Annotated in this window: 13 protein-coding genes; 10 read left to right on the top strand and 3 right to left on the bottom strand. The window is 62.9% G+C overall.

Annotated features, from left to right (window positions below):
- The first annotated feature begins 142 nt into the window (after window positions 1-142).
- The 3 genes from SM755_RS13470 (at window position 143) to SM755_RS13460 (ending at window position 2855) form a co-directional block, all read left to right on the top strand.
- A complete protein-coding gene (locus SM755_RS13470) occupies window positions 143-406 on the top strand; it encodes a hypothetical protein (protein ID WP_323173104.1) in 264 nt (87 codons plus the stop codon).
- Window positions 407-498: 92 nt separating this feature from the next.
- A complete protein-coding gene (gene gpmI, locus SM755_RS13465) occupies window positions 499-2070 on the top strand; it encodes a 2,3-bisphosphoglycerate-independent phosphoglycerate mutase (RefSeq protein WP_323173103.1) in 1572 nt (523 codons plus the stop codon).
- Between the two features lie 293 nt (window positions 2071-2363).
- The gene (locus SM755_RS13460; RefSeq protein ID WP_323173102.1) at window positions 2364-2855 is read left to right on the top strand and encodes an MOSC domain-containing protein; all 492 of its coding nucleotides are present in this window, start codon (window positions 2364-2366) and stop codon (window positions 2853-2855) included.
- Window positions 2856-2965: 110 nt separating this feature from the next.
- Here SM755_RS13460 and SM755_RS13455 read toward each other — a convergent pair whose 3' ends face one another.
- The gene (locus tag SM755_RS13455; protein ID WP_323173101.1) at window positions 2966-4150 is read right to left on the bottom strand and encodes an aminotransferase class I/II-fold pyridoxal phosphate-dependent enzyme; all 1185 of its coding nucleotides are present in this window, start codon (window positions 4148-4150) and stop codon (window positions 2966-2968) included.
- A gap of 209 nt (window positions 4151-4359) precedes the next feature.
- Between SM755_RS13455 and SM755_RS24385 the strand changes: the two genes are divergently transcribed.
- Window positions 4360-4680 (top strand): antibiotic biosynthesis monooxygenase, encoded by a 321-nt coding sequence (locus SM755_RS24385; protein ID WP_369335244.1) that lies wholly within the window; start codon window positions 4360-4362, stop codon window positions 4678-4680.
- A gap of 255 nt (window positions 4681-4935) precedes the next feature.
- On the opposite strand, the gene SM755_RS13450 is transcribed toward SM755_RS24385, so the two are convergent.
- Entirely contained in the window at window positions 4936-6459 is a 1524-nt protein-coding gene (locus SM755_RS13450) for an NAD(P)H-dependent oxidoreductase (protein WP_323173100.1), read from the bottom strand.
- Window positions 6460-6606: 147 nt separating this feature from the next.
- Between SM755_RS13450 and SM755_RS13445 the strand changes: the two genes are divergently transcribed.
- From SM755_RS13445 to SM755_RS13425, 5 genes are all read left to right on the top strand, one after another.
- Complete coding sequence (locus tag SM755_RS13445) at window positions 6607-7014, top strand: hypothetical protein (protein WP_323173099.1); 408 nt, start codon at window positions 6607-6609, stop codon at window positions 7012-7014.
- Between the two features lie 436 nt (window positions 7015-7450).
- On the top strand, window positions 7451-10081 hold the full coding sequence (locus SM755_RS13440; RefSeq protein WP_323173098.1) for an alkaline phosphatase PhoX: 2631 nt from the start codon (window positions 7451-7453) through the stop codon (window positions 10079-10081).
- 4 nt (window positions 10082-10085) lie between these two features.
- A complete protein-coding gene (locus SM755_RS13435) occupies window positions 10086-10913 on the top strand; it encodes a hypothetical protein (RefSeq protein WP_323173097.1) in 828 nt (275 codons plus the stop codon).
- A gap of 45 nt (window positions 10914-10958) precedes the next feature.
- Window positions 10959-12296 carry an O-acetylhomoserine aminocarboxypropyltransferase/cysteine synthase family protein gene (locus SM755_RS13430; RefSeq protein WP_323173096.1) on the top strand — a complete coding sequence of 446 codons (1338 nt, stop codon included), beginning with the start codon at window positions 10959-10961 and terminating at the stop codon, window positions 12294-12296.
- 132 nt (window positions 12297-12428) lie between these two features.
- The gene (locus SM755_RS13425) at window positions 12429-12815 is read left to right on the top strand and encodes a hypothetical protein (protein WP_006664901.1); all 387 of its coding nucleotides are present in this window, start codon (window positions 12429-12431) and stop codon (window positions 12813-12815) included.
- A 128-nt stretch (window positions 12816-12943) separates the two neighbouring features.
- On the opposite strand, the gene SM755_RS13420 is transcribed toward SM755_RS13425, so the two are convergent.
- The gene (locus tag SM755_RS13420) at window positions 12944-13213 is read right to left on the bottom strand and encodes a hypothetical protein (protein ID WP_323173095.1); all 270 of its coding nucleotides are present in this window, start codon (window positions 13211-13213) and stop codon (window positions 12944-12946) included.
- A gap of 289 nt (window positions 13214-13502) precedes the next feature.
- Here SM755_RS13420 and SM755_RS13415 point away from each other — a divergent pair, with 289 nt between their 5' ends.
- Window positions 13503-13739: a hypothetical protein gene (locus tag SM755_RS13415; RefSeq protein ID WP_323173094.1), complete on the top strand. Its 237-nt coding sequence runs from the start codon at window positions 13503-13505 to the stop codon at window positions 13737-13739.
- Window positions 13740-13939: the final 200 nt, after the last annotated feature.

Raw genomic sequence — 13939 nt, 5'->3', positions numbered from 1 at the left:
TCGCAAAAAGCCAGTGGTCGATGGCGGCGGGGCGAAAACGGGCGGCGATCCGGCGCACGCGGGCACAGGGGGTTAACTCGTGAGCGGGTAAATTATCATCAGAAAAATTATATGAGTGGGTCGCATGGCTGTCAGTGTCCCGATGTCCAACCGAGGTATGGAGACCGACGAGCGCGAGGAACACACGGTCAACTGGCGACAGACAAACGGCGAGGTTACCCTCTACGAACCTGACAATCCCGACGCCTGGATTCGGGCCAAATTCGAAGCCGGCGTCGCCCCGGAACATCGACTCTATATGGTCTGTCCCGAGTGCGGCGCGACCCTCGCGCAGCGATGCACGCCCGGCAATGGGACGATCTGTGGCGATTGCGGAACGGCGTTCGATCACGAGTCAGAGGCATAACTCCACACACTCTCGGATTCTTATATGTTCGGTAGGAGTGGCATGTCGCCGACAGCGACAGCTAGTTACGCCAGGCCGGATATCGCCCTGACATGGACGCTGCGTTGATCGTACTCGACGGCTGGGGACTCGGCACTGACGACGGACGAGACGCCGTCGCCGCGGCCGACACCCCCAACTTCGATCGGTTCACAGAGCACGGTGCCACCGGTGAACTCGAGGTCTCGGGCCGGCGGGTCGGCCTGCCGGACGGCCAGATGGGAAACAGCGAGGTCGGTCACCTGAACATCGGTGCTGGCCGCGTCGTCTACCAGGAGTACACCCGCATTGCAGACTCAATCGCGGACGGCTCCTTCCGAGAGAACGACGCGATCAACGCGGCATTCGAGAGCGCACGCGACAACGGCGGACGCGTCCACTTCGTCGGCCTCGTCAGCGACGGCGGCGTTCACTCGGACCAGGAACACCTGCACGCGCTCATCGAACTCGCCGCGGACCGCGAGGTCGAGGCCGTCACGCACGCGATCACCGACGGGCGAGACACCTCGCCGACCGGCGGCCGGGAGTACCTGGAAACGCTCGAGAGTGTCGTCGAGGAGCACGGCACGGGCCATGTCGCGACGGTCTCGGGTCGGTACTACGCGATGGACCGCGACCAGAACTGGGAGCGGACGAAGCGAGCGTACGACGCGATCGTCGAGCGCGAGGCCGACCACGAGGCTGCCTCGGCGGTCGCAGCGGTCGAGGAATCCTACGACCGCGGCGACACCGACGAGTTCGTCGAGCCGACGCTGGTCGAGAGCGAGGCGCTACCTGCCTCGGAGAGCGAACGGCGGAGCCGTGAGCAAGGCGGGCCGGCGCTCGAAGACGGCGACTCGGTCGTCTGGTTCAACTTCCGCTCGGACCGCGCTCGCCAGTTGACGCGCATGCTGGCCGATATCCGTCCGGAGGACTGGTCCGACGAGTTCAGCATCAGTCCGCCGGACGCCGAGGTCGTGATGATGACCCAGTACGACAAGACGTTCGACCTGCCGGTGGCGTACCCGCCGAACCAGCCCGAGAACGTGCTGGGGGAGGTGCTCGCCGACGAGGGACGGACGCAGCTTCGGATCGCCGAATCGGAAAAGTACGCCCACGTCACCTACTTCTTGAACGGCGGCCGCGAGGTCGAGTTCGACGGCGAGATCCGCGAGATCGTCGAGAGCCCGGACGTGCCGACCTACGACCTGCAACCGGAGATGAGCGCGCCCGCAGTGACAGACACCGCGATCGACGTGATAGAGAGCGACGATCCGAACGTGCTCGTGCTCAACTACGCCAACCCGGACATGGTCGGCCACACCGGCGACTACGAGGCCGCGATCGAGGCCGTCGAAACCGTCGACGCGCAACTCGGGCGACTCGTCGCCGAACTCGAGGCGGCCGGGTCGAACGTCCTCATCACCGCGGACCACGGCAACGCGGACGACATGGGAACCCCGGAGAATCCGCACACGGCACACACGTACAACGACGTGCCGCTGGTCTACCTGTCCCCCGACGGCACCGACGGCGGGCGAACGGTCCGGGAGGGCGGCACGCTCGCCGACATCGCGCCGACGATGCTCGAACTGCTCGGCATCGACCAGCCACCGGAGATGACCGGCGAGTCGCTGCTGGAGTAGCTGACTCGCCGTCTCGAGCGATGTGACTTTGTTGAACTCGGGCGGTGATAGATTCAGTACGCTCTGCGCTCGATACAGGGCAAGCAGATACCGAAGCGGCTATCGGTCTATCCGAGATCTACCAAAAATCACCTGCTGAATATTGAGGATGAGTTCAACGCGGCAATTTCGTTTGTTCACTTGGTAGCCAATGACCCAGCTACTCGGTATGATTTGCGGACATACCGCTGAGTTACCTTGGCAACAACACCCACATCCGAGTGTTTATACTGTGTTAAACGCGCATAGAACACATGACCGGGAGTGGCACTGTCGAACGGATTTTTATCGCACCTGAAGCCGAAGCGGAGATGGAAGAACAGACCGACGTTGAAGCAGTTGCTGGGAAGGGACTCCGAGGTGATCGCTACTTTAGCGAGATTGAGACGGGAACCTTCGTCAAGTGGGAGCCAGATGAGGAACGCCACGATGGGTACGACCTCACGTTGATCGAGCAAGAGGCTGTAACAGCAATCGAACGTGAAGCGGGAATCGAACTCGCACCGGGAGAACACCGACGAAACATCGAAACCCGTGATGTCGCACTCAATCATCTCGTTGGACAACGATTCCGAGTCGGTGACGCCATCTGTCGGGGCGATCGGCTGTGTGAACCCTGCAACCATCTTCAGCGCATCACGCAGGACGGCGTATTGCAGGCACTCACCCACCGAGGTGGGCTCCGAGTGGACATTCTCGAAGATGGGATGATTCGCCCCGGAGACGTAATCGAACCGCTCGAATAATCCACGTTCTCTCGTTTAGAAACAGTTCATATTCCGCTTGCGGCTACCATATCTAGTGGGCGATCGACCCGCTTGTAGTACGGGTCGTCGAGGGAGAGAAGAACGTGCGCCTACGGTAGCGCCCTCCGGAGATCCTCGCAGAGGTCATCGGCGTCTTCGAGGCCAACGGATACCCGGACCAACGTCTCCGGGATCTCCGCTGAATCCTCACTCCGACTGAACTCGTCGGGGATCATTAGTGACGGTACCTCAACAAGGCTCTCGACCCCACCGAGACTGGCTCCCGGCGTGAATACCTCAAGTCCCTCGATGAACGCCTCAAGTTCGATGAGCGTACCATCGAACTCGAAGGACAGCATCCCGCTGTACCCCGACATCTGCTCGCTCGCAAGATCGTATTGCGGGTGGCTTTCAAGACCCGGGTAGTGAACCCGAGCGACCCGATCGTGGCTTTCGAGGAACCGGGCAACTGCCATTGCGTTCTGCTCGTGAGATTCCATCCGCGCGGGCAGCGTCTTGATGCCTCGTGCAACGAGATAGCAGTCGAACGGCGAAAGCATATTCCCAAGCCCAACTCGCTGCGCGAACGCCAATTGCTCGTAAACTCCCTCATCGTCGGTGATAACGGCACCACCGATCGAGTCGGAGTGCCCGTTGAGATACTTGGTAGTGCTGTGGACAACGATGTCGGCACCCAGTTCGAGTGGGACTTGGCAGTACGGACTCGCAAAGGTACTGTCCACGCCGAACAGGGCATCGTGGTCATCGGCGATGTCGGCTATCGTTTGGATATCGCACAACCTCATCAAGGGGTTCGACGGTGTTTCTGCCCAGATCAAGTCAGTGTCCGCATTGACTGCATCGGCAACGTTGTCGGGGTCACGGGCGTCAACAAAGTCGATGTCAACGCCGAGATGTCCGGCCATATGTTCCGTGAGCAGTTTTTCGGTTCCGCTATAGATGGTGTCCGAGGAGACGACGTGGCCTCCTGGGGGGACCAGCGACAGCATCGTCGTCGATGTGGCGGCCATTCCGGAGGCGAACGCCAACCCATACTCGCCGCCTTCGAGGCGGGCTAACTGCTCTTCAAGGGCTGCCCGCGTCGGATTGCTCTCGCGCGAATAGTCGTGTTCATTGGCGTCCTCCCCGCTGGCCCACTCGAACGTAGTCGAAAGATGGATCGGCGGGACGACATCGTTCGTTCCATCTCTATGAGGATGCCTCTCGGTTTCAGCTGCGCCGACTGCGATGGTTGCGAATCGATTCCTGTCGGATTGGCTATTGTGTCGTGTCATCAAATACTCTCCACGGGACCCACATAGACCCGATTTAGAGGGGTGTTCACAGGAATGTTCTCAGTTGCGAAGGATAGGTGTGAAGTTTCCGGCGAGGGTGGCCAGAATCCCAAACCCGACTTGGACGTGGGTCAGCGAGTCGTTGGTTGCTACCCGTTGTATGCTCCGAGGGAAAGCGTCTTGTTCGCATGGACGAGTGAATCGTCCTGGTGTATTTGGTAACGTTCCGCCTCGCTCCGGGTGAGTACGATACGGAGTTTCACGAGTTGAATGACGCGATACAAGCGGCTGCTGAGGACACAGAAGGATATCCGGGCAAGCAGACGTGGCATGCACCGGATAGTGAGGAGGTTCTTGTCAGCTACTATTGGGAGTCGTTGGACGCACTCGTGTTGTTTGGAGCGGATACGGACCACAAACGCGCGAAACGGCGGTGGACAGAGTGGTACGATGCGTATGAAGTCACCGTTACGGAAGTCGTTGAGAGATATGGGAGTGGGTTCGGTGACGATCCGAGCTCACTCGTGTAGGGAGATCACCAACTGGTTTGATTAGTGAAGTCCGTAAGTGGATAACGAGTATCTCCCTGTATCGGCCAATTCAATAGCCTCGTTCGAAATTTCCTGTTCTGGAAGATACGCGCCCTGTATTCAGTACGACCGACAAACCTCATTCAAGCCTGATAGAACGCTTACTGGTCAATACACACATGTAGTGGGCGGATATTTCACGATAAACCACCCCGAAGATAGAGCGTCAACAGAGACAACCGGAACCGACCGATATCAGATGAGATTGAGCAGCGGCACGATGGCGAACCAGACCAGAAAGCTTAGCGACGCAACCATCAGCCCGTCGATGCGTGCGGGGGTCGTCCGGTTCCCCAATCGAGTTCGAAGGAGCCAGACAAGTGCGAGCGCGTGGGGCACGCTGAGGGCGACCAGCGGCCCGTAGAGGCCGCCCCCAACACCGAGGGCCGCCCAGACGACCCCCGTCAGGCTGGCAAGCAGCGCGGTCGCCGCCGCGACGGTCGCAGCGCCATCGATTCCGAAGCGGACGGCGATCGTCTCCTTGTCGGCGCTCCGGTCTGCGGCGCGGTCCGGAACGCCCGCCAGCGTGATCGACGGGAGCACGGCCAGCAGAAACGGGATCGAAAGCAACCACGGCAGCGAGTCGGTCGCCGCACCGCCCTGGACGACGTACCCGCACAGCAAGACGCCGGTGCTGTGGGTGAGGGCTACGTCGAGTTCACCGAGCGTTCGGTAGGAGAACTCGAGCGGCGGGAACGTGTAGCCGAGCGCCAGCGCGCCGAGGGCGATCATGACGGCCGCTGTGATGGGGGTCGAACCAAGGCCGACGGCGAGGGCAGCCCCGCCGGCACCGACGGCGAACAGGAGCGCGACCCCGATTCCGCGGCGCAGCGCCGCGAAGTCGAGTTCACCGTCGACGAGCACCCCCGAACCGCCGGTGAAGGGGCCGGCGAACGTATTTTCGCGGTCGGACGGATAGTCGATGAACTCGTTGGAGAGTACCGTCGCCGCCTCGAGAAAGAACAGGAAGGCGAAGCCGAGCCAGTACGGGAGCGACGAGACGGTATCGCTCGAACCCGCTGCCGCCAGCGCGCCGATCGTGTACGCCGCCCACGCCATCGGGTAGAATTGCAGTCGAAGGGCTTTGAGCCACGCCGTCGCCCGGCGGCGAACGCGCGTCGAGCGGGAGTCGGGGCCGTCGTCGAGGCTGCGCCCCAGCCGGGTTGCTTTTTCGAGCCACGCCTCGCGTTCGTCGGGCGTCGACTCCTCGACCGACCCGAGCATCGTGACACGGGTGGTTCGGATGCCGGCGTAGCCGAGCGTCGCCCGTTTGACGGCGTTGGTTCCCGGCTGGCGGTAGATCCAGCGGTAGACCCACGGGGGCATGTCCATCGTGACGAGCAGTTCGGCGGTCGTGTCGTCCAGTAGCCCTTCGTGGCCCGCGCCTTCCCCCTCGTCGTACTCGACGAACGCGAAGCCGGGCGTGAAGACGCGGTCGAAGAATCCCTTGAGCCGCGCCGGCATCGTCCCCCACCAGTTCGGGTAGACGAAGACGAGGTGGTCCGCCCAGCGGATCGATTCCCGGGCCTCGCGGAGGTCGGGTTCCAGTCGCTGGTCGCTGGGAGAGACCTCGTGGACGTCCGGATCGAACGCGAGTTCAGCGACGGCGAGTTCGCGAACGTCGACGCCGGCCTCGAGCGCCCCGTCGCGGTATGCGGCGGCCAGCGACCCGCACAGGCTGTCGGTCCGGGGGTGGCCGAGGACGAGCAGGACGTTCATCGTCGCCGTGATCGTCTCACCGTGGGACGCGGCCGTCCTAAAAGACGGTGCTTGATGGGGTCGGTACGAAGTGCTCCCGAGTGCACAATAGAGCTCATATCAACGTTTAATACTATTTCGAGTCCCGGTAGGGGTAGAGAGACCGTCATGGCAACGTCCGATACTGCACCCGAGACCGAGGCCGTCGTCGAGGAGTACGTGCTTGGCGTTCGGATCGTCGCGACCGATGCCGGCGAGCGCTATCGCTTCGAGGCCCCCGAACACACCGAGATCGTTTTCGACAGCCCCGAAGACGCGCGGCGCTACGCCGATGTCTACTTCGATGTGAACGGCTTCGTCGAGGAGGGAACCGGCGAACGCGGCGTCCCGCCGGAGGTCGTGCAGGCCGGGAAGGATACCCTCGCGACCTACCTCGTGACGCTCCCCTGGGCCGACGTTAACTGGGTCGCCTCCTTCTACGGCGCGACGCCGACCGAAATCGAGCGATATCTCTCGTGGGTCCGCGAGCGAGCGACGGAGATCCGCACGCAGATCGCAGATCGGGACATCGAGTAGGCCGACTGCGAGTTCCGTTCGCTTCGGAACTCGAACGCGATCGTTTTTCTGGCGAATCGGCGGTTCATACTGTCGGATAGAAGTCAATACGAAGTCAGTCGCGAATTTGCGGCCGTCACCCGTGGGAACGGCCGCAGCGGAGCGACCGATCGTCACGCCGTTCTGTCCGACAGTATCAGTTCTCGACGCGGGACAGTGAGGATCGCGTAGCGCAGGCGCTGTGCGCGCCGGCTCCCGGCGCGTCGAAGGCCGAAGACCGAAGCCGTGACATCGTGTGTTCTCGTTCGAAGCGGCCGACCGCGGCTACACAAATCGGCCAGAAGCTATATATGGTACAATAGGGGACAGAGCGCTCGGTGCCGGTCCGGATCGGGATATAATGCACTAGTCACCTATTATAAAATTTCACGTCATTCTCGCTTCCTGAACCGAGTACATGGTCGAATACACCAGGCGGACGCTGATGGCATCGTCGACGGCGGCGGCGCTCGGGGCGGGATTACTCGGGACAGCCCACGCGGCCGAGGGGGAGGACGAACACGACACGAAGACGGCACCGTACGTCAACGGGAACATCAAGCGGTTCTCGACGACGGCACGGGGGGCGGAGGTTACGGGTCCGTTCGTCTTCGAGACGGGCGAGTTGCTCTACAGTCTCCAGCATCCGAGCGGAGACAACCCCGCGCCGTTCGACCGCGGCGGCGTCGGCGTCGTCGACGATTTCCAGTTCACGTTCGACGGGACGAGCGACGAGTTCGACGAGTTGGACGCGCCGCGGACCAACGCGGAACAGGCCGAAGTGCAGTCCGCCGCCGGCCAGTATCGGCTCCTCGTTCAGGCGGGAGACGAGATCAACGGCGGGACCGAGCGCTTCGGCCACCCGCAGACGCCGGCCGGCGAGGACCTCGGCGACATCGTCGAGGAAAATTACGAGGGCATCGGCGAGCAGGCCGACATGAACTTCTTCGTCGCGACGAACGACGACGGGACGGAGGGCTACCTCTTTACCAACAACGAGACGCGACCGGGGGCGATTTCGCGGACGCCGCTGTACCGCGACGCGGACGGCTACTGGCAAGCCGACCTCGAGAACGCGATGGAACTCGAAAACACCGACGCGTTCCGCGCAATCGGCGGCACGAAGATCAACTGCTACGGCGATCTCAGTCCGTGGGAGACGCCGCTGTCGGCCGAGGAGGAGTACGGCCACGCGCGGGTGAACGGTCTCGCGACGGTCGGCGACATCGTCGAGCAAGGAAGCGGCGTCGGCCTCCGCGGGGGCAGCGAGTTCTGGAATCGACCGAACATCCTGGACGTCGAGAACTCGCTCGAAGAGATCTTCGGCGCGGACAGCTGGTACCCGATGGGGCTGAGCAACAACAGGGGGACCGAGAAGATCGCCTACCACCTCGGCGCCGAGCCGGTCGACATCGCCGACGGCGAGAACACGCCCCAGCCCATCGAGGACGAGGTGTTCCCCAACCGCTACCGCTACGGGAAGATCGTCGAGATCACCGAGCCGACCGCCGACGAACCGACGCCCGTCAAACACCACGTCTTCGGTCGGTCCGCCTGGGAGTGCCCCGAAGTCCTGCCCGACGAGCGCACCGTCTACCTCGCCTCCGACGGCGGCGCGAAGGGGATTTACAAGTTCGTGGCCGACGAGCCGATTCCGGCGTACGACGACCCGATGGACGTCCGCGGCACGCTGTACGCGATCAAGGCGAGCGAGATCGGCGAGGGCACGGTCGGCGAAACCGACCTCGCCGTCGAGTGGCTCGAACTCGGCACCGCCAGCAACGCCGAGGTCGAGTCCTGGATCGCCGAGTACGACGGCGTGACGCAGGTCGACTATCTCGAAACCCACGCCGAGACCGACTGGGAGGACGACCTCGAGACGGCGCTCGCCGAGGCCGACGAGGAGGTCGCCATCAACGGCAACCGGGATTACATCACCGACGAGGAAATCGTCGAGTGGGCCGCCCAGTACGAAGAGCGCGGTCCCGACGGCGTCGACGAGGAACTCCGTCGCGTCCCCTTCCTCGAAACCCGCGCGGCCGCCAAGGAGATCGGTGCCAGCATCGAGTTCAACAAGGCCGAGGGGATCGACTCCCACGACGAGGCCGCACCCGGCGACTTCATCTACTTCGGCATCTCCTCGCTCGGCGGCTCCATGACCGACGACGAGGGAGAGCTGCGATTCGACGAGGTCGACACCGGCGTCGTCTACCGCGCCGAACTCGAGTCGGAGTACAACGTTTCGCGGCTCGAGCCGGTCGTCGTCGGGCCGAACGCGAGCGATTCGGAGTCGCTGCAGGACGCCTCGCTCATCAACGTCGACAACGTCATGGTGATGGACGACGGGCGGGTGCTGCTCTGTGAGGACAAGGGAAGCTTCGGTCGTTCCTACCCCAACGACGCCATGTGGGTGTACGAACCGCCGGCGGTGATCCGCGTCGACTCGCTGGCGGTCAGCCAGGAGGCGACCGGCGAGATCGACCTGACGCTATCGTCGCTGCCGAACGGCATCGCAGGCGGTCGCGTCACCGTGACACTCGATCACACTGATGTCGCGTCGATTACGGACGCCACCTACGGCGACGGGTTCGAACTCACCGCAGCGCCGGAGATCAGCGAGGACGGCTCCGCGGTCGAGTTCAGGTTCGCGGACATCGAGAACGAGATCGAGCCGGGGACGACGGAGGCGACGCTGGCGACGATCGAACTCGAGGGTGTTGGCGCGGGAGCGACAGACGTGACGGTCGAGGTTCACGATCTGGACGACGACTCGGGGATGCCAATCGAACCGCAGCGCCGGCCGGGCGTCGTCGTCACCGGCCCGCCGCCGATCGGTGGCGGACCGGGCGGCGGTTCGCCGACCGACCCCGACGGCGACGGGAAGTTCGAGGACGTCAACGGCAACGGCCGGGTCGACTACGACGACGTGGTCGTGCTGTTCGAGAACATCGACGACGACGCGGTCCAGTTGAACGAAGACGCGTTCGACTTCAACGAGAACGGCCAGATCGACTACGACGACACCGTCGCCCTCTACGACGAGTTGTAAGTCGATGTATCGCCACGATAGCGAGCCGGTTTCGGAGACGCGAGATCAGTCGCAGACTCAAAGTCGGACCAGAATCGCGGACGCGGACTGGTCGCGCAGACTCTCCCGCGCGGTCGTCGCCATCTTCGCCCTCGCGATCGCGATCGTCCTCGGACTCGGCGTCGTCGCCCCGGTCAGCGGTGCCGGCTCGACCGCCGGCGTCGCCTCGTCCGGAATCGCCGCCGCGGAAGCATCGACTTCGGCCTCCGTCGCCGCAGACGACCCCGAACTCGTCGTCTCCAACGGGACGATCGCTCCCGGCGACACCGGCACGCACCGCATCGCGCTGACCGACGCGCCGGACGGGCTCGCGGGCTACAAACTCGAACTCGAGTTCAGTCCGGAGGGCGTGGCGACGGTCACAAACGCTAGCTACCCCGATCGGTTCGGGCTGACGAGCGATCCCATCGTCAGCGCGGACGGCCAGTCGCTCACCGTGGAAGCCGCGGACCTGAACGACGAGATAACGGCCGGTGCGACGAACGTCACGCTGGCGTGGATCGAGGTCGACGGCGTCGAGGCGGGAACGGCCGACGTGAGCGTCGCGTCGATGCAGGTCGACGCCGACGGCGGGAGTCCCGTCGAACCCGCGGTCGAGGCGGGAACCGTGACCGTCGGCGATGGTGGGTCCGAGGCGGGCCACAATCGATCCGCTGACGGCGACGCGGAATCCGGCGAAAGCGGCCTCCTCACCGATACCCCCGCCGAGTCGCTGCCCGGCTTTACGGGGACACTCGCGCTCGTCGCAGTTATGGTGGCGATCGTAATCGGGACGGCCGCTCGCCGGGATTGACGCCATCTAGTGGCTTTACGCGCTTCGGCCCTGAACCGTGGTGACATGGGAGACGACCCCACCGACCACCGGTTCGCCACGAACAGCATCCACGCCGGACAGGCGTCCGATCCGACGACGGGGGCGCGCGCACCGCCGCTGTACCAGACGACCTCCTACGAGTTCGACGATACGGATCACGCCGCCGCCCTGTTCGGCCTGGAGGAGTTCGGCAACATCTACTCGCGGATCATGAACCCGACGAACGCGATGTTAGAGGAGCGCATCGCCGAACTCGAGGGCGGCGTCGGCGCGCTCGCCACCGCGTCGGGAATGGCCGCGTTCGATCTCGCGACCTTCATCCTCGCGGACGTGGGCGACAACATCGTGTCGGCCTCCTCGCTGTACGGCGGCACGTACACGTACCTCACCCACACCGTCGCAAAGCGCGGTATCGAAACGAAGTTCGTCGACACGCTCGATTACGACGCCTACGCGGACGCGATCGACGACGACACCGCCTTCGTCCACCTGGAAACGATCGGCAACCCCGCGCTCGTCACACCGGATATCGAACGCGTCGCCGACATCGCTCACGAGCGCGACGTGCCGCTGTTCGTCGACAACACCTTCGCGACGCCGTACCTGTGTCGACCCCTCGATCACGGTGCCGATCTGGTCTGGAACTCGACGACGAAGTGGCTCCACGGGGCCGGGTCGACCGTCGGCGGCGTCCTCGTCGACGGCGGCTCGTTCCCCTGGCCAGAAGGGGAGTATCCCGAGCTCACGGAGCCGAACCCGGCCTATCACGGCATCAACTTCCACGAGACCTTCGGCGAGCAGGCCTTCGCCCTCGCCGCCCGCACGCGCGGCCTGCGCGACCTGGGGAACCAGCAGTCGCCGTTCGACGCCTGGGTCACCCTCCAGAAACTCGAGTCGCTGCCGCTGCGGATGGAAAAGCACAGCGAGAACGCGATGGCCGTCGCCGAGTACCTCGCGGACCACCCGGCAATCTCGTGGGTCAACTATCCCGGCCTCGAGAGCCACGAAACCCACGAGAACGCCCGAAAGTACCTCAAGGGCGGTGAGGCGAGCCAAGCAAGCCGATCCTCGGCGGACGAGACCTCCGCCGTCGGCTACGGCGGCATGATCACCTTCGGTCTCGAGGGCGGGTACGACGCCGCCGAAACCGTCTGCAACGAGGTTGAACTCGCCAGCCTGCTCGCAAACGTCGGCGACGCGAAGACGCTCATCATCCACCCCGCGAGCACGACCCACCAGCAACTCACCGAGGAAGAGAAACTGGCGAGCGGCACCACGGACGACCTCGTCCGGCTCTCGGTCGGAATCGAGGACGTCGACGACATCATCGCCGATCTCGACCGGGCGATCGAACAGATCTGATACGGGATGCTGTCAGTCAGTGCCGGCGTAACCGCGGGGTGAGTCGCAGTTGTACCGGGAAATCGGTACAGCAGCCCGTATGAATCGTCCGGGAGACGAGAGATTAAGGGCTCCGCGTCCAACGGGTCCACTATGGCCACGAGCCTTCTGACCCCGGGAGCCACGGACAAAATCATCACGACCTGCCGAACCGCCATCGGCGATAGCCTCCGCTCTGTCACCTACTTCACCCGCGACGACTACGAACAGCTCTACCTCCGCGACGACCTCGAACGGGACGCCGACCTCTCGACGTTCATCGGCCACGAGTGGCGCGGCTTCAAGACCGTCCAGACCGCCTACGAACGCTCCGAACTCGGCGAGTACAACTACACCATCCGCGTCTTCGACAACGGATTCTTACTCCGTGTGACGACCGACAGCGACGGCGTCATCATCACCACCGACGGGCTCACGCTCAAGGACTTCGAAGAAGTCGCGACCGCGCTGAACTCGGTGCTTCCCGAACTCGGGGCGTAGATCCACACGTCACACACTACACTCCGAGTTCAGTTCGCGATCGAACGCGCGAGGAGGCAGAGAGCAGTGGACGATCGGACGGGAGCCGAAAAGCAGTTTGCGTGGCGAATACCCGCGGTGAACGGCTGTTAGTCCTCTCGTTTCGTTCCGGATGTCGGCGCTTCCCGCACTGGGGTCGAAGCCGCGTGATGGGTGGTTGCATCCGGGTCCAAATCCGAATCTGAATCTGAATTTGAATTCGACTTGAGATCGGACCCTAGACTGGAGGGAGACCCAGACGCGCGCCCGGGATGCCGACGCGAACCAGCGCCGATCGGCAGCCCGGAACCGGGATCACTATCAGTGCCGAGCAATCGCGCGAATCGGCGGCGTTCAGCGGCGTGTCTATCGAGATCCATGCCAACGGAACACGTCGATATCGGTTGTAGTTATGCACGCCATTTATCCCGGAAATCGGGGACTGCGATCGTGAAACGGTCCCGCCTTCTGCTGGCGGTTACGTGCTGTAACAGTTCCCACTAGACGACTCTCACCGCGAGGAATCGCTCTGGATATACACGGGGTGAAAGGGCGTCATAGAAGCCTTCTCACGGAGTTTATCACAGCCGCTTTTCCAATGAGCGGATCGAGACGTGGAGATACTTATTGACCATTGGGTTTATGTGAGAAAGCTATATATAGTGGCGTATGAGAAATGGGTTGAAAAAGAGACTATTTCGACTTGATCGCGAGGGATGGAACAACCCGTGGTACGGCTTCGTTGCTGCGCCAGTTTTGGCGATGGTTGGCGTATTGATCGGTCGGCTGTTCGGTGTTCATCTCGCCTCATCGGCACTTGGAGAAGGGCTAATTGTACTTCTCTGCATAGGGATTACAATGGTTGTTGGATTCACAGGAGTTGCGTTGGTTGACATGAATCGTTGATCTTCCAGAGATGCGGTAGTGTCTTTCCCGTACTTATCGAATTTGGATGCCTACAGAGGAGATGTGAGGCCTATTCTATGACACCTCCGGGGGTGGACCAGTGACAACCGGACCGGAGACGGCTTCGGGAACGGGCGCGGAAGCCGAAGAATGCTGCCTCCGAGACGGGAACCAAGCGTGCAGCGAACGTAACACCCTTT

It is taken from the genome of Natrialba sp. PRR66, from assembly GCF_034808065.1.
Lineage (GTDB): Archaea > Halobacteriota > Halobacteria > Halobacteriales > Natrialbaceae > Natrialba > Natrialba aegyptia.
This window is presented reverse-complemented; position numbering and strand designations above follow the sequence as displayed.